General features: G+C 42.0%; 17 protein-coding genes. 14 read left to right on the forward strand and 3 right to left on the reverse strand.

All coding sequences use genetic code 11. The features are described 5' to 3' along the window. The first annotated feature begins 84 nt into the window (after positions 1-84). The 5 genes from rsgA to ACYSNQ_RS11695 all read left to right on the forward strand — a co-directional run bounded on the left by rsgA (position 85) and on the right by ACYSNQ_RS11695 (position 4235). A complete protein-coding gene (rsgA, locus tag ACYSNQ_RS11675) occupies positions 85-1005 on the forward strand; it encodes a ribosome small subunit-dependent GTPase A (protein WP_426083528.1) in 921 nt (306 codons plus the stop codon). 60 nt (positions 1006-1065) lie between these two features. Next, on the forward strand, positions 1066-1719 hold the full coding sequence (gene rpe / locus ACYSNQ_RS11680; protein WP_426083530.1) for a ribulose-phosphate 3-epimerase: 654 nt from the start codon (positions 1066-1068) through the stop codon (positions 1717-1719). Further along, the gene (locus ACYSNQ_RS11685; protein ID WP_426083532.1) at positions 1716-2354 is read left to right on the forward strand and encodes a thiamine diphosphokinase; all 639 of its coding nucleotides are present in this window, start codon (positions 1716-1718) and stop codon (positions 2352-2354) included. Before rpe ends, ACYSNQ_RS11685 begins: the two co-directional genes overlap by 4 nt. A 158-nt stretch (positions 2355-2512) precedes the next feature. After that, positions 2513-3334, forward strand: coding sequence for a helix-turn-helix domain-containing protein (locus ACYSNQ_RS11690; RefSeq protein WP_426083534.1), 822 nt, complete (start codon positions 2513-2515; stop codon positions 3332-3334). Then, positions 3327-4235, forward strand: coding sequence for a DMT family transporter (locus ACYSNQ_RS11695; protein ID WP_426083536.1), 909 nt, complete (start codon positions 3327-3329; stop codon positions 4233-4235). The genes ACYSNQ_RS11690 and ACYSNQ_RS11695 overlap by 8 nt, the downstream gene beginning before the upstream one ends. Before the next feature lie 232 nt (positions 4236-4467). Here the strand turns inward: ACYSNQ_RS11695 and rpmB are convergent, their stop codons facing one another. Next, complete coding sequence (gene rpmB, locus ACYSNQ_RS11700; RefSeq protein ID WP_426083538.1) at positions 4468-4656, reverse strand: 50S ribosomal protein L28; 189 nt, start codon at positions 4654-4656, stop codon at positions 4468-4470. A 454-nt stretch (positions 4657-5110) separates the two neighbouring features. On the opposite strand from rpmB, the gene ACYSNQ_RS11705 reads away from it, so the two are divergent. The 9 genes from ACYSNQ_RS11705 (at position 5111) to ftsY (ending at position 18066) form a co-directional block, all read left to right on the forward strand. Next, positions 5111-5473, forward strand: a complete 363-nt coding sequence (locus tag ACYSNQ_RS11705; RefSeq protein WP_086348579.1) for an Asp23/Gls24 family envelope stress response protein — start codon at positions 5111-5113, stop codon at positions 5471-5473. A 68-nt stretch (positions 5474-5541) separates the two neighbouring features. After that, positions 5542-7221, forward strand: coding sequence for a DAK2 domain-containing protein (locus ACYSNQ_RS11710; RefSeq protein ID WP_426083540.1), 1680 nt, complete (start codon positions 5542-5544; stop codon positions 7219-7221). A 483-nt stretch (positions 7222-7704) separates the two neighbouring features. Then, positions 7705-9744: an ATP-dependent DNA helicase RecG gene (gene recG, locus ACYSNQ_RS11715; protein WP_426083542.1), complete on the forward strand. Its 2040-nt coding sequence runs from the start codon at positions 7705-7707 to the stop codon at positions 9742-9744. A 54-nt stretch (positions 9745-9798) separates the two neighbouring features. Then, positions 9799-10794, forward strand: a complete 996-nt coding sequence (plsX, locus tag ACYSNQ_RS11720) for a phosphate acyltransferase PlsX (protein WP_426083544.1) — start codon at positions 9799-9801, stop codon at positions 10792-10794. Between the two features lie 163 nt (positions 10795-10957). After that, positions 10958-11197, forward strand: coding sequence for an acyl carrier protein (gene acpP / locus ACYSNQ_RS11725; RefSeq protein ID WP_426083546.1), 240 nt, complete (start codon positions 10958-10960; stop codon positions 11195-11197). A 299-nt stretch (positions 11198-11496) separates the two neighbouring features. Then, complete coding sequence (gene rnc / locus ACYSNQ_RS11730) at positions 11497-12189, forward strand: ribonuclease III (RefSeq protein ID WP_426083548.1); 693 nt, start codon at positions 11497-11499, stop codon at positions 12187-12189. A 253-nt stretch (positions 12190-12442) separates the two neighbouring features. Next, complete coding sequence (gene smc / locus ACYSNQ_RS11735; RefSeq protein ID WP_426083550.1) at positions 12443-16021, forward strand: chromosome segregation protein SMC; 3579 nt, start codon at positions 12443-12445, stop codon at positions 16019-16021. 18 nt (positions 16022-16039) lie between these two features. Then, positions 16040-16867 (forward strand): Cof-type HAD-IIB family hydrolase, encoded by an 828-nt coding sequence (locus tag ACYSNQ_RS11740; protein WP_426083552.1) that lies wholly within the window; start codon positions 16040-16042, stop codon positions 16865-16867. Next, the gene (ftsY, locus tag ACYSNQ_RS11745) at positions 16867-18066 is read left to right on the forward strand and encodes a signal recognition particle-docking protein FtsY (protein WP_426083554.1); all 1200 of its coding nucleotides are present in this window, start codon (positions 16867-16869) and stop codon (positions 18064-18066) included. Before ACYSNQ_RS11740 ends, ftsY begins: the two co-directional genes overlap by 1 nt. A gap of 186 nt (positions 18067-18252) precedes the next feature. On the opposite strand, the gene ACYSNQ_RS11750 is transcribed toward ftsY, so the two are convergent. Both ACYSNQ_RS11750 and ACYSNQ_RS11755 read right to left on the reverse strand, forming a co-directional pair. Continuing rightward, positions 18253-18810, reverse strand: a complete 558-nt coding sequence (locus tag ACYSNQ_RS11750; RefSeq protein WP_426083556.1) for a chromate transporter — start codon at positions 18808-18810, stop codon at positions 18253-18255. Further along, positions 18810-19385 (reverse strand): chromate transporter, encoded by a 576-nt coding sequence (locus tag ACYSNQ_RS11755; protein ID WP_426083558.1) that lies wholly within the window; start codon positions 19383-19385, stop codon positions 18810-18812. Before ACYSNQ_RS11755 ends, ACYSNQ_RS11750 begins: the two co-directional genes overlap by 1 nt. Between the last annotated feature and the right edge of the window lie 90 nt (positions 19386-19475).

The following is a 19475-nucleotide window of genomic DNA, read 5'->3' on the forward strand; positions in this document are numbered from 1 at the left end:
TCTTTTATGTTTTTTTGAGTGAAGAACCGTGGAGCTGTTTCAGTGCTGTTCTTGCTTTTTCTTTTTTTTTCTTGTATATTCGGAGTGGTTAGGAGTGATAGATTGAACGGTCAAATCAGAAAAGCACTAAGTGGTTTTTATTATGTATATGCAGAAGGTGAAACATATCAAACCAGAGCCAGAGGGAATTTTAGAAACCGAAAAATTACACCTTTGGTAGGGGATGATGTGATTTTTGAAAGCGATAACCTGACAGATGGCTACTTGCTGGAAATTCTTCCCAGAGAAAACGAACTGGTCCGTCCATCTGTAGCGAATGTTGATATTGGTGTTGTAGTTATGAGTATGATCGAACCGAATTTTTCGTATAATTTACTTGATCGTTTTTTAGTTGCCTTGGAACACAAAAGAATTCAGCCAGTTATTTATTTGACAAAAATTGATTTACTAGAGGAAGCAGGACTTAAGCAGCTGGATAATATCCGGCAGGTTTATCAATCGTCGTATCCAATAATTATTGGCGACCGCTCTGATGAAGATCAGCGCTCAATTCGTGAACTGGAACAATATTTCCCTGATCGGCTGACTGTATTTATGGGACAGTCTGGTGCAGGAAAATCGACACTCTTGAATAAGATATCACCTGAACTTCAGCTGACGACTGGAGAAATCTCCGAAGCACTGGGCCGTGGGAAACATACAACGCGTCACGTGGAATTAATTCCCTTGTACGATGGCTTGGTGGCGGATACACCAGGCTTTAGTTCGATTGAATTTTTGGAGATGGATGCAGTTGAACTGCCAAAACAGTTTCCCGAATTTGTTAAAGCCTCAACAGGCTGTAAATTTAGAGAGTGCATGCATCGAAAAGAGCCGGGCTGTGAAGTCAAAAAAGAAGTAGCAGAAGGAACTATTGCTCAAGTCAGATATGACAACTATCTACAATTTTTATCTGAAATAGAGGATCGTAGACCTGTGTATAAGAAAAAAAGTAAAGGAAATTAGCTGCTGCGTTTACCCTTCGTGTGGGAGAAAGGAACGCTGCAATTTAGGAGGAGAGCAAGAATGAAAATAGCACCATCGATTTTAAGTGCAGATTTTGCGAATTTAGAAAGAGACATCCAGTTAGTAGAAAAACTGGGGGCAGACTACATTCACGTAGATGTCATGGACGGTCAATTTGTTCCGAATATTACGCTGGGTCCTAATGTAGTCTCAGCGATTCGTCCAGTAACAAAGCTGCCGCTGGATGTTCATTTAATGATTCAGCAGCCGGAAAAATTCATTGATGCATTTGCTGAGGCAGGAGCAGATATTATTACCGTTCATCAGGAGGCTACGCCTCATATTCATCGGGCGATGCAGATGATTAAAGCAGCTGGTGTAAAGGCTGGTGTAGTCATTAATCCAGGGACTCCTTTGAGCACTATTGAGCATGTTTTGGATATGGCTGATTTAGTATTGATTATGACGGTGAATCCGGGCTTTGGAGGTCAAAGCTTTATCGAGAGTCAGTTGGATAAAATTGCTCAACTGAAGGAATGGAAGGAAACGAAAGGCTATACGTATGAGATTGAAGTAGATGGCGGTATCGTACCTGAAACAGCTGCGAAGTGTAAGGAAGCTGGTGCCGATGTTTTTGTCGCCGGTTCCTATATCTATAATGCGGAAAATCCAAAGGAACGTATCGATGCGTTAAGAGATGTGTTGAATAAATGAAGGTTTTGATTGTCGCCGGAGGCTCATCTGCTGACTGGCCTCCGCTTGAGAAAACAGATTATGACTTTTTTACAGGAGTAGACCGGGGCAGCTTGTTTATATTGGAGAATAATTGGCCATTGGATCTAGCTGTAGGAGATTTTGATTCTTTGTCCAATCAGGAGAAGCAGCTTGTGAAAAAGGAAGCGAAAGAATTCTATCCGGCCCAAGTGGAAAAAGATGACACTGACACCCAATTAGCGCTGGCAAAGGTGCTGGAACAGATGCCAAATGCTGAGATTACAATAATTGGAGCTGCCGGCGGGCGGCTGGATCACTTTTTAGCCAATTTATGGCTGCCGCTGGAGCCTCGTTTTCAGCCGTTTATTCGACAGATTCACTTGAAGAATCAGCAGAATACAATCAGCTATTACTTACCAGGAGAGTATACTGTTTATCGTGAACCTGAGATGTCTTATCTAGCTTATTGTTGTTTAACAGCTGTTAGTGATCTTACATTAAAAGACAGCAGGTATTTACTTCATGAGCAGCAAGTACCTGTGCCTACCTCGTACGCCAGTAATGAGTTTATTGGAGATACTGCAAGCTTTACCTTTACAGCGGGTGTGATTGCAGTGATCCAGAGCAAAGACTAGCATTAATAAAAATAGTCAAATTTTTTCATTTAAACCGATTTCTGAAAGCTAGACCCAAATCTAGCTTTCGGAGATCGGTAATTTTTTTAGAAAAATGTCAATTTTGTACAATACACTAAAGTCATTTTAAGTATAATAGGGCAAAGGGGAGGGGTAGTATGGAAAAACGACTTGTCGTATTTGATTCAGATTTATCTATAGAAGCTTATCAGTTTCAAGGCGTTAAACAGAAATTCCCTAATCATTTTCATGAATTTTACGTTATTGGATTTATTGAAAAGGGGCGGCGCTTTTTGTCGTGTAAGCAACAGGAATATATAGTTGAAGCTGGCGATTTGCTGTTGATTAATCCTTACGATAATCATTTTTGCGAACAGCTAGGTGAAGAGACATTGGATTATCGAAGTATTCACATTAGTCCGCTGGTTATGCTGGAGCTGACGGAACGAATTATTGGGTTGAGAAAACGGCTCTTGTTTTCTCAAAATGTCATCCCAGCCTATACAAATCTAACAGCGTTAAAAGAGCTGCATTCTCTCATGGTGACATCAGCTGATAGTCATAGGAAAACAGAGGCTCTTGATCAATGTTTAAAAAGAATACTTATTGAATACTCTGACTATGAGGGGACACAAGCATATGAATATTCAGACGTGGTTGAGCAGGTGTGCAGCTATATTAACAAGTACTATGCTGAAGCAATCGTGATGGAGGAGCTTAGTGAACAGTTCGGAGTTAATCAGTTTACATTGATACGCCAATTTGTAAAGGATAAAGGGGTTACCCCTCATCAGTACTTGCGGACAGTTCGTATTAGTAAAGCACAAAAACTGTTGGAACAAGGAATTCCGCCTGCCCAGGCAGCAACAGACAGCGGTTTTTCAGATCAGAGTCATTTTTCAAGATATTTTAAGCATTTGATTGGTGTGACACCAAAACAGTATATGGATATTTTTCATCAGGAGGGATTAAATGCATAAAGGGATAAATGGAAAAGTAAGAGGACACATTGGAGCGATTTTTACAGTAGGCGTATGGGGGACAACGTTTATCTCCTCCAAGCTTTTACTCGCGGAATTTACTCCGTTTCAGTTATTATTCTCCAGATTTTTATTAGGGTATCTTTTTCTATGGCTGATTTGCCCCAAAGTATTGAAGCCTCAAGGGAAAAAAGAGGAAGGGATTTTTGCTTTGGCCGGACTGCTGGGGATTACATCGTATTATTTTGTGGAAAACATTGCGTTGACTTATACAAATGCTTCTAACGTAGGCGTAGTTGTTTCGTTGGCCCCTTTTTTCACAGTATTACTTGCAAAATGGCTGACTGCGGAAAAGCAAGTGAATGGTTATTTTTATGTGGGCTTAGTAGTGGCTTTATCAGGTATTGCTATTATTAGCTTTGGTAGCTTTTCCGAGTTGAAAATACACCCTGTTGGCGATTTTTTAGGAATTTTAGCAGCATTTATCTGGGCAGCATATTCGCTCTTATCCAGAAAAATCAGTGAATTTGGACATAACTTATTGTTGGCGACACGCCGGACTCTTTTTTACGGACTTCTTTTTATGCTGCCGATTCTTCTTTTTTCAAAAGAATCTTTTCCTCGGATTTCTGAATGGTCTAGCGATGCGGTACTCAATATCCTATTTCTGGGGATTGGTGCTTCTGCAATATGCTTTGTCACATGGAACTACAGCGTCAGTGTGTTGGGTGCAGTGCAGGCAAGTATGTATATCTATGCTGTTCCAGCCATTACAGTGATAACTTCTGTTCTGTTTCTAAAAGAAAGCTTTACACCGGCAGTGGCACTGGGTACGTTTTTGACAACAGCAGGATTGTTTCTTTCCGAGAAGTCATCCAGCAAAGAAATCGAGTATGATTAAAATCGGGCTGTATACGCCTCGTAACGAAATTCTACTGGGTTCTGTTCCAGTTGCTTATGCTGTTAGGAGATACTATTCTTTGTGCTCAGCGAGGCTCCTTAGAGAAAGTGATTTTAACAATTTCAGTTCTATTTCAGTTGCAGCTGGTAGTTAAAAGTTCCCGTAGAAGTCAACCCAGCCCAAACAAAAAAACCTGTTTCCGTATCGGAAACAGGTTTTGAATTATAATCTATTAAACACGCTCGATTTTACCAGATTTCAAAGCACGAGTTGACACCCAAACTTTTTTAGGTTTACCATCTACTAATACACGAACTTTTTGTAGATTTGGTTTAATAGTACGTTTTGTTGCGTTCAAAGCATGAGAACGGTTATTTCCGCTGCTTGTTTTACGACCAGTAAAGTAACATACTTTTGCCATTGTTAATTTCCTCCTTTGCTTTGATCTTGGAGCGATAGTCTTCTGCTCATACCAGACTAATTTATCATATTCAGATTAATTTTGCAAGAAAATTTTTGTTTTTACAGGTCTTTCCTGAAAATTTCCATGAGAACAACTGATGTACACTGAGGTAAAAGCATCCTATTTTGAGAAACAAGGTTGAAATCACAGGGGTTAGCGGCGGGCGTACTTGACTCTATTAGATGGTATCCTGTTTTAATGTGTTTCCTGATAGGTGAATGTGCCATAGGCCGTCTAAAATAATAGTGACATATTGACTTATTTATTCTAATGACGAATGTTTATTTTTGTATAAAGCCGAGCGCTTTCCCTCGATTCTTGGATTTCCTTTCTTTTCATTAACCTTCAGCTATGTTAGAATGTTAAGGAAGAAAATAGGGCAAGTATGCTCTTATAAGGAGGCTTTTCATCAATGGCTGTAAAAATCAAAACATCAGCAGGTACCATTGAGATTACCAATGAGGTGATTGCCACTGTGGTTGGTGGTGCCGCTACAGATATTTACGGAATCGTCGGCATGGCTAGTAAAAATCAAATTAAAGATAATCTGAATGAGATTTTACGTAGAGAAAACTATTCGAAGGGCGTTGTGGTCCGTCAGGAAGAAAATGGCGTGGCTGTCGATGTTTATACAATCGTAAGCTACGGTACGAAAATTTCTGAGGTTTCCCGCAATGTGCAGGAAAAAGTAATGTATAATCTTGAAACATTACTGGGAGTTACTGCAAATTCTGTCAATGTGTTTGTGCAAGGGGTTCGTGTGCTGCCAGACTAGGACAGCCTGCTGCCGGAAATGAGCAGCAGCTCAATAGACCTGCAGTGATCTAAAGGAGGATATTTTAGGTGAATGTAACAGAAATCAGCGCAAGTCAGTTCCAAGAAATGGTTCAGGCAGGTGCTTCTCGTCTGCACGTAAATGCAGAGTATGTCAACTCGTTGAATGTTTTCCCTGTGCCGGACGGCGATACAGGAACAAATATGAATTTATCGATGACCAGCGGTGCAAAGGCAGTGTCCGATTCTCCCTCTGAGAAAGTTGGGGAATTAGCAACTGCGTTATCTAAAGGTTTGCTGATGGGAGCCCGGGGAAATTCCGGTGTTATTCTGTCGCAATTATTCAGAGGCTTTTCAAAGCATATTCCAGATGTTGTAACCTTGAATGCCAAGGACTTGGCAGCAGCTCTTACACATGGAGTGGAAACAGCCTATAAAGCGGTAATGAAGCCAGTCGAAGGAACTATTCTGACGGTTTCCCGTGAAGCAGCGCGTTCTGGTGAACGCAAAGCAAAGGAATCAGATGACTGTATTGAAGTAATGGAGGCTGTAGTTAAGGGAGCCAAGCGTGCCCTTGATAAGACGCCGGATTTACTTCCTGTACTAAAAGAGGTCGGTGTAGTCGACAGCGGCGGCCAAGGTCTACTGTTTATTTATGAAGGTTTTTTAGACGCTCTTTCCGGTAATTATGACCCAGCAGCAGTTTATGAACCGACACCAGGTGAAATGGATGAGATGGTGAATGCAGAGCATCACCGCAGTGTGCAAGGACAGCTGTCAACAGAGGATATTACGTTTGGTTATTGTACCGAAATCATGGTTCAGATTGGTGAAGGACCAACTGTAGACAGCAACTTTGACTACGATACATTTAGAAATTATCTGGATGGTCTGGGAGACTCGCTGTTAGTAGTCAACGATGATGAAATCATCAAGGTTCATGTTCACACGGAACACCCTGGTGAAGTAATGAATTACGGACAAAAATTTGGTTCTCTGGTAAAAGTAAAGGTTGACAACATGCGCCTGCAACATGAAACAATTCTTGAGCATGACCAGCAGGGAACTGCTGCTCCTGTGAAAAAAGCCCGTGTTCCATACGCAGTGATTGCAATTGCTGCTGGATCAGGTGTACAAGAGTTATTCAGAAGTTTAGGTGCCAGCTACATTATCAGCGGCGGACAGACAATGAATCCAAGTACAGAAGATATCCTTAAAGCGGTGAAAGAAGTCAATGCCGACAAGGTAGTCATTCTGCCAAACAATAAAAACATCTTCATGGCTGCAGACCAGGCAGCTGAGGTGGCAGATATTCCAGTCGTTGTTGTACCATCTAAAACAATCTCTCAAGGCATGACTGCGATGCTGGCCTTTAATGAACAGCAAACACTTGAGGAAAACAAAGCAAGCATGACTGCGATGCTGGATAGTGTTGTCAGCGGACAAGTAACGACAGCAGTTCGTGATACAACAATAGATCATGTTGAAATCAAAAAAGATGATTATCTGGGAATGGTTGACGGCAAGATAGTGATTTCTGAGCCGGATATGTATACTGCCTCTTTAGATACATTGAAGCGTATGGTGGATGAGGATACAGAAATTGTAACAATCATCATCGGTGAAGGCGGAACTGCCGCAGAAGCTGAAAAACTTGCTGCCGACTTGACCACTGAGTATGAAGATTTAGAAACAGAAATTCACGAAGGAAATCAGCCGGTTTATCCGTACCTGTTTTCAGCTGAATGATTGAGTACATCTGTGAGTAAAAATTGTTTAAAATAACCGTTTTACTCGTACAATTATAAAGAGCCTGCGATTGGGACAGAAGTGATTCGCTTCAGGAGACAAGAAGAATTCTACAAGACTTCTTGTCTTAGCGGCTGCTTCTGTCCTATTCTTTATTTTATTGGTAAAGGGAGTATAAACTACTTATAGTTATAAAATCGGTAATATCAAGGAGAAATAAGGGAGTATTTAGCGAATATCCAGCTTCATGAGCAAGCACTTTTCGGCAATGAGCCGAGCTGGTAGCATGCATGGTAAGGAGTATTATGGAACTGGATCCTGCCAATTGCTCAAGAGCTGAACAAACTCCTGCAGATTTTCTAGTTGATTCAAGTAGTGTACGGACAGTTGGGGTTAATGACAGTAGCTGTCGTTTTTACTGATATTTAAGAAGAGTAAATGAGTGATACATAGAGAGACAAACATAATGAGAAAGGAGGCGTGATGATGAAGCTAACAGATCCTCTTCATACTCTTTCAGGCGTAGGGCCGAAAAGAGCTGAGGCATTTAGTGAGCTGGGCATTTATACGGTGCTGGATTTGCTTACCTACTATCCCTTCCGATATGAAGATATTCAGGAGAAGGAAATAGAAGAAATACAAGATCAGGAAAAAGTTACATTAAAAGGGTTAGTTGTTTCAGAGCCTGTTCTCAGTCGCTACGGCTATAAAAAAAGCCGGCTGAATTTTCGAATCATGCAGGATCATGCGGTGATTAATGTGTCCTTCTTTAATCAGCCCTATTTAAAAGACAAAATCATTTTGTCAGAGGAAATTGCTGTTTACGGGAAGTGGGATGCCAAAAGAAAAGCGCTAAATGGCATGAAGATTCTTGCTTCTAAAAATGAAGGCGAAGATTTTGCGCCTATTTATCATGTGAATAAACGTGTTCGCCAAAGCAGTCTGATTCAGCTGATACGCACTGGATTTGATACATATGGTCATCTAGTGGAAGAGACTCTGCCGCTGGAGCTGATGCAGAAATATCGTTTGATGGATCGTCAGGAAGCAATGTTTGCTATGCATTTTCCGAAAAATCCGGAAGAAAGTCATTTAGCCAAGCGGCGGATGGTCTTTGAAGAATTTTTGCTTTTTCAGCTGAAGATGCAGGGGCTGAAGAAGCAGGAGAAGGCAGAAAAAAACGGTTTAGCTATTCAATATGACGTGCAGCGGTTAAAGGCTTTTACTAAAAGGCTGCCTTTTGAGTTGACGCAGGCGCAGAAGAAAGTAACCAATGAAATCTGTCGGGATTTGATGAGTCCTCAACATATGCAGCGGCTGCTGCAAGGGGATGTTGGGAGCGGGAAAACCGTTGTTGCAGCTATTGCGCTGTATGCTGTGATGACGGCTGGTTTCCAAGGTGCCCTGATGGTTCCAACAGAAATTTTAGCTCAGCAGCATATGGAAAGCCTTCAGCAGCTCTTTGACCCATTAGAGGTTCGTACAGCACTTCTGACAGGTTCGACCCGGGCGAAGGAACGTCGGGAGATTTTAGAGCAGCTGGCTTCTGGAGAAATTGATGTGATTATTGGTACTCATGCCTTGATTCAGGATGATGTGGTTTTTCGACGTCTTGGACTTGTTATTACAGATGAACAGCACCGCTTTGGTGTGAATCAGCGGAAAATTTTAAGGGAAAAAGGACAAAAGCCGGATGTTCTGTTTATGACAGCTACGCCAATCCCAAGAACGTTAGCAATTACTGCTTACGGAGAAATGGATGTTTCGATTATTGATGAGATGCCGGCTGGCCGGATTCCCATAGAGACCCGCTGGATACGTCCGCCTCAGCTGGATACAGTGTTGGAATGGACGACAAAAGAGCTGGCCCGTGGACATCAGGCATATGTAATTTGTCCGCTAATTGAGGAATCTGAGGCATTAGACGTTAAAAATGCAACAGAAATTTTTGAACATATGTCGGAATTTTTTAGCCCTGACTATCAAGTAGGACTGCTTCACGGAAAAATGAAAAATCAGGAAAAAGATGAGATTATGCAGCAGTTTAAAGAGAATAAGCTGCAACTGCTCGTGTCCACAACCGTAATTGAAGTGGGAGTCAATGTTCCAAACGCAACAATTATGCTGATTATGGATGCGGACCGTTTTGGATTGGCTCAGCTTCATCAGCTTAGAGGTCGTGTTGGTCGTGGCTCAGAAGCCTCTTATTGTATTTTGGTTGCCAATCCTAAAAATGAGATGGGAATTGAGCGAATGAAGATTATGACGGAAACAAACAATGGATTTGTTCTTAGTGAGAAAGATTTGGAGCTTAGAGGGCCTGGAGAAGTCTTTGGTGCCCGCCAATCAGGCTTGCCCGAGTTTGCAATTGGCGATATCGTGACAGACTTTAATATTCTGGAAGCAGCCCGTCAGGAAGCCAGCTTAATCTGGAAGAAAAAGCAATGGTGGCTGCTTCCCGACTATAGGGATTTGGCTGAGGAGGTTCAGCCCGCTGAAGGAGAGCATCAGTATTTTGATTAGCAGAAAATATGCTATACTTAATTAGATTGAGCAAAGAAATAGGAGGAATCATTTATGAGAATCGCCGTTGATGCGATGGGTGGAGATAATGCACCTCAAGCAATCGTTGAAGGTGTGATGCTGGCAAAGAAAGATTTTCCAGATATTGAGTTTTTACTTTATGGTAAAGAAGAAGCAATCAGAGAATATGTAACAGATGAAAAAAATATTACGATTATTCATACAGATGAAAAAATAGCGAGTGATGACGAACCAGTCAAAGCAATTCGCCGTAAAAAAACGGCTTCTATGGTTCTAGCGGCTCAGGCAGTAAAAGAAGGTCAAGCAGATGCAGTATTCTCAGCAGGAAATACAGGTGCCTTGCTGGCGGCAGGCTTGTTTATTGTCGGACGGATTAAAAATGTGGAGCGTCCGGGCTTGATGTCTACGCTACCTGTATTAGGTCAGCCAAATGGCGGTTTTGATATGCTGGATTTAGGTGCGAATGCCGATAATAAGCCGGAGCATCTTGTGCAGTATGCAGTGCTGGGCTCATTTTATGCAAGTCGAGTTCGTGGAATTCAAAGTCCTAAAGTTGGTCTGTTGAATAATGGAACAGAAGAAAATAAGGGGAGTGAGCTAACTAAGAAATCATTTGAGCTGCTGTCTGAAAATAAAACGATTAATTTTATTGGTAATGTAGAAGCTAGAGATTTACTGAATGGACCTGCGGATGTTGTTGTGACAGACGGGTTTACCGGGAATGCAGTACTGAAGTCAATAGAAGGCACAGCGCTGAACATGATGTCGTTGTTAAAAACTTCAATTTTAGCAGAAGGTGTTAAGGGTAAGATGGGTGCCTTGATGCTGAAAAATGCCTTAAAGGGTATGAAAGAAGAGATGGATTATTCCAAGCATGGGGGTGCGGTTCTTTTTGGACTGAAAGCTCCAGTTGTTAAAACGCATGGTGCTACAGGGCCGGAAGCGGTTCGTTATACGATTCGCCAAATTCGGACAATGCTGATTACGGATGTTGTTGCTCAGCTAGTGGAATATTACGAAGGCAAGTAGGTAAAAACAGCGTTCTAATGCTGATTTTTGCAGTTGAATTGCAACTCAACTGTAATAAAATTGAAAAAAATGTAGACAAATGATAAATTTCTGAGTAAAATGTACCATAGTGCTTAAGACTTTTAAAGATTAATGTTTGTTAAAGCAGTGGAGGTGAAAGCAGTTGACTCGTGAAGAAGTATTAAAAAAAGTAGCGACGATTATCTCAAATCACTTTGATGTTGATGCAGAGAATGTGACAGATCAACTGAATATTAAAGATGACCTGAATGCAGATTCAATCAGTGTGATGGAATTTGTTTTAGAGTTGGAAGATGAATTCGGAACAGAAATTTCTGATGAAGATGCAGAGCAAATTGAAACCGTGGGTGCCGCTGTAGATTATATTGTCAATCATCTATAATTGATAAAATAGAGCAGGCTGGAAATAGGTTAAGAATTTCGCAAATACTGAGCTTTGCTGAGTGCTTCTTGTCAAATGGTTAGTATGGGATACTTGGCTTACCCAGTTATGTATTCGTGAATAAAGAGCAGGACGTAATCCTTTGTGGTTACAGTCCTGCTCTTTGCTTTTTTAGTTAGAACGATTCAGCAGCTGTTTTTTCATAAGTATTGCGGACAGTTTAAGTGACAACCTTTCAATATTCCATCAAAAAAAGTATAATAGAGAAGGTTGCAAATAATTTTAAAGGAATGTGGAGAATGAACAATCAGTTAACAGTTGAATTGAAAGAGCGTTACGGCATTGTTTTCCATGATGTCAATTTATTAGAGCAGGCTTTTACCCATTCATCCTATGTGAATGAGCATCGATATATGAAGCTTTCCGACAACGAACGTCTGGAATTCCTAGGGGACGCAGTCCTTGAGTTATTGGTCTCACAATATTTGTACAATAGCTTTCCAGAGCTTTCTGAAGGGAAACTAACAAAAATGCGGGCAGCAATTGTCCGTGAAGATAGCTTATCCAAATTCGCAAAGGAATGTCACTTTGATACCTATGTTCTTTTAGGTAAAGGTGAAGAAAATTCAAGCGGCAGAGAGCGCCCGGCATTGCTTTGTGATGTATTCGAAGCATTTTTAGGTGCGTTATATCTGGATCAGGATTTGGAAGCAGTTAGGGAATTTGCAGCCAAAGTTATCTTCCCGAAAATCGATGCAGGTGCTTTTTCACATGAGATGGATCATAAAACCCGGCTGCAGGAGGTTTTGCAGCGTCAGGGAGATGTGACGATTGACTATCGTCTAGTGAAGGAGGAGGGCCCGGCTCATGAACGTGTCTTCCATATCGAGGTTTTCCTAAATGATCAACTGATTGGAACAGGTCAAGGGAAATCGAAAAAACTAGCGGAGCAGGATGCGGCCGAAAGAGCATTGAAGGAATACTCTGAATAACAGAAGCAGCTGTAAAATATGAATCAATGAATTTTAAATGAGCTGACTGCCAGCGGCTTACTTAAAATTTATTGATTTGTTCAAAGTTTGACAGCTTGCTCAGCTTTTACATTATCCAGCTTCAAAAGTCAGCCCACTGCGGCAATAAGAGAAACTCTATCTGATGCTGAAGGGCATCATCGTCTAGTTTCCTACATTGCTCGTGGACTACCCGACTTTTTTAGCTTTTACTACTTGGAAGGAGCATGTACTCTTGTTTTTAAAACGAATCGAGATCGCGGGATTCAAATCCTTTGCCGATCGGACAGTAATAGAATTTGAAAACGGCGTGACAGCAGTTGTCGGACCGAACGGCAGCGGCAAGAGCAACATCACGGAAGCTGTCCGGTGGGTTTTGGGTGAGCAGTCAGCCAAGAGTCTGCGGGGCGGTAAGATGCCGGATATTATTTTTGCCGGTTCGGAAGGCAGAAAGCCGTTAAACATTGCAGAAGTAACAGTGGTTCTTGATAATAGAGACCATTATTTACCCTTGGATTTTTCTGAAATAAGCGTAACGCGACGTTATCGCCGGACGGGGGAAAGTGATTTCTTTATCAATAAGCAGGCATGCCGCTTAAAAGACATTCAGGACTTATTTATGGACTCCGGTTTAGGAAAGGAATCTTTCTCGATTATTTCTCAAGGGAAGGTCGAAGCGATTTTCAACAGTAAGCCAGAAGACCGCCGCGGTATTTTTGAAGAGGCTGCTGGCGTGTTGAAGTACAAGCAGCGGAAAAAAAAGGCTGAACAAAAATTATTTGAAACAGAAGATAATCTAAATCGTGTTCAGGATATTATTTATGAATTGGAAGATCAGCTGACTCCTCTTGCTGCGCAAAGCGAAGCAGCTAAGGAGTTTTTAGCGCTGAAAAAAACACTGACGGAAATTGATGTCAGCTTAACTGTCTCTGAAATTGAAGAAACCAAGGCTGTCTGGGAAGGCAAAGCCAAAGAGCTGGCAGATGTAGAAGCCGGATTAGCTGAAATCAGTCAGCGGATTCATCATTCAGAAGGGAAACTGCTTCAATTGAGAAGTCAGAGAAACCGTCTGGACGAACAGCTGGAACAACAACAGCAGCAGCTTTTAAAAATTACCGAAGCTTTGAAGCAGACAGAAGGTCAGAAACAGGTACTGATTGAACGGTCTAAGCATACATTGAAGACCACTAGTGAGTACCAGGAGTCCTTGGAAGAAACGGCAGAAAAGATTCAGCAGTTTCGTGAAGAGCTCCAAAAGTTGAAAGAAAAAAGAAATATAAAACAGCAGGAGCAGCAGGAGCTGACTATCGAAATAGAAAAAGCGGAGCAGGAAGTCGAGAAGTACAGCAAATCTTCAAAAGAATTGCTGGAAGAATTGCGTAGCGAATATGTAGAGGTCATGCAGTCCCAGGCAAACACAACGAATGACTTGAAGTATTTGGAGCGCCAGTATCAGCAGGAAACAGCTAAAAATCAGCAAGCTGTGGAAAAACATGAATCACTGGAAGCACAGCTTACCGCAGCTTCTAATGAGCAGGAAGTACTTATTGAACAGTTGGCAGAATCAGAAGCACAGCTGGAGCAGCAGCGTTCAGAATATACAGCTGCGAGAAAGCAGCAGGAGCAGGAACAGCAGGAGCTGGGAACCAGACAGAAGCAAATGTATCAGATGATGAATCAGGTGCAGCAGGTGAAGGCTCGCCGAAAGAGTCTACAGGAAATTCAGGAGAATTATGCTGGCTTTTATCAAGGCGTTCGAGCAGTTCTGAAGCAAAAGAATCAGCTGAATGGGATTGTCGGGGCTGTAGCTGAGCTGATTGAAGTACCTAAAGAGTACGCACTAGCAGTGGAAACTGCTCTGGGGGGGGCTGCCCAAAACGTTATTGTTGAAAATGAAACCGATGGCCGGGCTGCGATTACCTTTTTGAAGCAGCAGCATAGCGGACGTGCCACTTTTTTGCCGCTGACAACAATTAAACCGAGACAAATGTCTGCAGCAGTCCGCGAAAAAATAGATAGTATAGAAGGATTTCTAGGAATTGCCAGTGAACGTGTTCAATATCCAGAGAAGATTAGTCCAGTTATTCAAAATTTGCTAGGTGTTACTATTCTTGCCGCAAATTTGGAAAGTGCCAATCGCTTAGCTAAGCTGGTTCATTATCAGTATCGTGTAGTTTCACTTGACGGAGATGTTATGAACCCCGGCGGTTCAATGACTGGAGGAGCAACCAAAAAGGGAAATCAGGGAAGTCTGTTTTCTCAAACTCAAGAGCTTCAGGCGTTAACTGAGCAGCAGAAGCGCTTAGAACAGCAGCTTGCTGATAGTGAAGCATTGGTTCAGCAGTTGACAGAAAAAGTCAAAGGAACGACAGAGCGATTGGAACTGCTGCGTTCAGCTGGAGAAAAAAGCCGATTGAACCAGCAGGAGCTGGAAAACAAACGGGCGAATAAAGAAGAAACAGTCAACCGCCTGACTAAGGAAAAACGACTGTTTGAGTTTGAAAGCCGGGAGTTGCACCAGTTCTTAGAGGAATATCAGGAAAAACATCAAGAGCTTGAACAGCGGCAGCAGGAGCTGACAGGTGAAAAAGAACGCCTTGATCAGGAAATGAAGCAGATTGATCAGGAAGCCAGTCAGATGGAAACCTATAAGGCTAATGCTCAGGAACGTCTAAATCGGATTCAGGCAGAACAGGCAGTTGTCGGTGAACAGCTGACGCATTTGCAGGAACAAACATCGGACAAGCAGGCACAGCTGGATGAAATGCTTTTGCGGGAAAGCGGCTTGAAACAGCAGCTGCAGCAGCTGAGTAATCATTCTACTGACCATCAGGTAACCGAAGGCAGTTTAGAAGTGCAGTTGGAACAGCTGGCAGCGAAAAGAGCTGATCTGGAAACAAGTATTCAGGACGGGAAAATAAAACGTCAGGGACTGCAGGATCAGGTAGACGCTTTGGACAATAGTTTAACAGAAGAACACAAGCTGCAGCAGCAGACCTTAACGAATCAAACACAGATAGAAGTTACTAAGAATCGTTCTGAGATTAAGCTGGATAATGCTCTGCAGTATCTACAGGAAGAATATAATATGACCTATGAAAAGGCTGTAATGGACTACCAGCTGACAATGGCTGCTGAAATGGCTAAAACTGAGGTTCGACGGTTGAAGCAGGCAATTGATCGACTAGGACCAGTCAATTTGAATGCGATTGAGCAGTATGAGCAAGTAAACGAACGTCATGAGTTCCTGGCAACACAGCGGGACGATTTACTGGATGCGAAGGATCAGCTCTTTGAAACAATGGAGGAGATGGATCAGGAAGTGAAGCTTCGTTTCAGTGAAGTTTTTGAAGCAATTCGTGCTCAGTTTAAGGTTGTCTTTCCGAATATGTTTGGTGGTGGACGAGCCGAGCTGGTTTTGACCAATCCAGATGATTTGTTAAATACAGGGATTGAAATTGAAGCGCAGCCGCCAGGTAAAAAACTGCAAAGCCTGAGTTTACTTTCCGGCGGTGAGCGGGCGTTGACAGCCATTGCGCTGCTGTTCTCAATTATTCGTGTTCGACCAGTTCCCTTCTGTATTCTGGATGAGGTTGAGGCAGCATTGGATGATGCCAATGTTTCCCGCTTTGGTCATTACCTTAGTGATTTTGAAGACGAAACACAGTTTATAGTGGTTACCCACCGAAAAGGAACAATGGAGGCTGCGGATGTACTGTATGGTGTAACAATGCAGGAGTCAGGTGTCTCTAAGATAGTTTCGGTTCGTTTGGAGGATGTAAAAGAAGGCGGAGCAATCTCCACCAGTGCATAGAAAGCAGGAGGAAATGAAATGATCAAACTGATTGCCATTGATTTGGATGGAACACTGCTGAATAGCCAAAAGCAAATTAGCGCAGAAGATAAAAAAATCCTGCAGCAGGCAAAAGCACAAGGGATAAAGGTTGTCCTTTGCACAGGCCGTCCTTTGGCTGGTATTGAAATTTATTTGGAAGAGCTGGCTTTAACAGAGCCGGGAGATTATAGTATTACCTTTAACGGAGGATTAGTTCAAAAGAATGATACGGGTGAAATCATTGAAAAGGCATTGATGCCTTTGGAGAATATTCATGAGCTTCATGAATTGGCAGTAGCATTAAATGTCCCATTAGACGTTCTGTCTGACGGAACAGTTCTTCAACTGCCTACGTCATCTGAGTACACGTCTATTTACGGACAGTTGAACAATTTATTGACTTTTGAACCGACGAAGCTGGAACAAATGACTACAGATCGGATTTATAATAAGGCAGTTGTGGCAATTGATGCAGATTATCTGGATGAACGGATTAAAGAAATTCCAGCGGCATTTTACGAGCGGTATGAAGTGATTAAAACCCGTAGTAATTTATTGGAATTTATGCCAAAAGGCATTACAAAGGCGTATGGAATTTCACTGCTAGCTAGAGATTTGACTATTTCCCAAGAAGAAGTTATGGCAATTGGTGATGAAGAAAACGATTTGCCAATGATTGAATATGCCGGAATTGGCGTGGCAATGGAAAATGCTGTACCAATGGTTAAAGCTGCAGCAGATGTAGTAACCAAAACAAACGATCAGGCCGGTGTAGCCTATGCCGTGCAGAAATATGTGCTGGATGCACTGAAGGGAGCAGAGTGATGGGATTTTTTGATAAGATAAAAAACGCTTTTAAAGCGGATAAAAAGGCCGAGCAGGAGCAAGAAGAGCTAAAAGAAGAAGTTCAGGCCGAACCAGAACAACCAGAATCAGTGGAAACTGTCCCGACGGCGGATGGACATACTGAAAATACAGCTGATCATCAGTTATCTGAACCCGATGAATCTGTTGCACAGCCGATATCAGAAGAGCCTGCGCCTTTTACTGAACCAGTAGCTGAAGTAGAGGAAAAAGAAGAAATTCAGGTTCAGAAGAAATATGAAAAAGGACTGGAAAAAACCAGAAAAACTTTTTCTCAGCGCTTCAATGAGCTGATGGCAAATTTCCGTAGTGTGGATGAAGATTTCTTTGAAGAATTGGAAGAGACACTAATCGGTGCTGATGTCGGTTTTGAGACAGCGATTAAAATTACTGAAGAGCTGCGTCAGGAAGTAAAACTGCGCAATGCGAAGAAAACGGCAGAAGTACAAAATACAATCATTGAAAAAATGGTAAACCTGTATGAAGCTGAGGGTGTCGATGAGAACAATGCCCTGAATATTCAGGCAGGCGGGCTAACTGTTATTCTTTTTGTAGGAGTGAATGGTGTTGGTAAGACAACCAGTATTGGTAAGCTGGCCCATGAATTTAAGGAAGACGGTAAAAAAGTTCTGTTGGCAGCTGCCGATACTTTTCGGGCCGGCGCCATTGATCAACTTGTTGTTTGGGGCGAACGGGCCGGAGTAGAAGTCGTTCGCGGCAATGCCGGCGGCGATCCAGCGGCAGTTGTCTTTGATGCAGTCGCCCGAGCAAAAGCAGAAAACGCCGATATCCTACTGGTTGATACAGCGGGTCGCTTGCAGAACAAAGTTAATCTGATGAACGAGCTGGAAAAAATCAAGCGGGTCATTCAGCGGGAAATCCCTAATGCCCCTCATGAAGTTTTATTAGTAGTCGATGCAACAACTGGACAGAACGCAATGGCACAAGCCAAACAGTTCAAAGAAACAACAGATGTTACTGGACTGGTGCTGACCAAGCTGGACGGTACCGCCAAGGGTGGGATTGTTCTGGCAATCCGTAACGAACTTCATCTACCAGTAAAACTGGTCGGTTTAGGAGAAGGCATCAACGACCTAGAACCATTTGATGCTAATGATTTTGCCTTAGGTTTGTTTAAGGGCTTGTTGAAGGAAGAATAGAAGAGAGATGGAAAGGGAGTGGGACAATAATCAGATTTTCTTCTGACTATTGTCCCGCTCTCTTTTTAGTACAAAAAAATTTTCATATTATGAAAACTGCAGACTGTAGACAACGGCCTAAAAGGGATGACGTCAACAATTTCTTCTTTTAAGCAATGTTAACAGCAAGTTATTTTACATGTGAACTTAGTAAATAACCAGCCCTAACAAGCCTGAAATCACCATCAGAGTAATGGGGTTGAGCTTGTATTTTCGGATGCAGAATAGGGAGCCGCAAAACAAAATGACTGCCGCGAAATCAATATCCTTTAGCCAATCAATCTCCTGATAAGTAGAGGTGCCGAAAAAAGTCAGTAAAGCAATTGTGGCGGCTGCAGCGATAATGAGACCTAGCGAGGATGCCTTCAAGCCGTTCAATATGCTGAGGACATAGGAGGAGCTGCCGTATTTTTTGAAAAATTCATAAAGGACAAGAGAGATTACGATTCCTGAAATGACTGTACTAACAGTGGCAATGATGGCTCCGGGAATGCCGGCAATCTGAATGCCGACAAAGGTTGAGGTATTAACTGCCAGTGGCCCCGGCGTCATTTGTGAAATAGTAATAATATCAGTAAATACACGCTCACTAATCCAGCCTTGTTGAAAAACCACTTGTTCCTGAATAAGCGGGATAATAGCATAACCGCCGCCAATACTGAAAAGACCGATGTTAAAGAAAATCCAAAATAATTGAGCAAGCATCAGAAATCCTCCTTTTTAGTTCTATTGCTGCGGATGAAGAGGTTTATTACACAGAGGATACAGCTGACAATCAGTATCAAAATAACGTTGCTGTTGAAAAAGAATGAGGCGATAAAAGCCCCTGGAACTAGTAAAGTCAAAAGTGTCGAACGTTCCTTTCGAATCATCTGATACATATCAATAACTAAATCAATGATCAAGGCAGTAACACAAGCCTGCATGCCCTTTAAAACTGCTGCAACGTATAGATTAGCAGAAAATTCGATGTACCATCCGGAAATAAAGCTTAAGATGACGATAGGTGGAATCAATGCAGCTACGGCACTAATAAGCACACCGAAAAAACCGGCTGTTCGTTTTCCAGCCAAAATACTTAAATTTACAGCGATAGCTCCGGGAGAGGATTGAGCAATGGCTGCCATTTCCATCAGCTCTTCTTCTGTAAATAACTGTTTTTCTTTTACAAAGTATTTTTTTATCATGGGAACAACAACATAGCCTCCTCCGAAAGTGAAGGTACTGATAAATAAATTGACATAACAGAGCCATAGATATAACTTCAAATTTTTAGTCATAGAATGCCCCTTTCTTTAAAACGTATACCCTTTATTATATTGATTGAATAGACATTTGTGAAATGCTAAAATATGATAGTTGGCATGAAT

The organism is Enterococcus sp. LJL51, assembly GCF_054871795.1.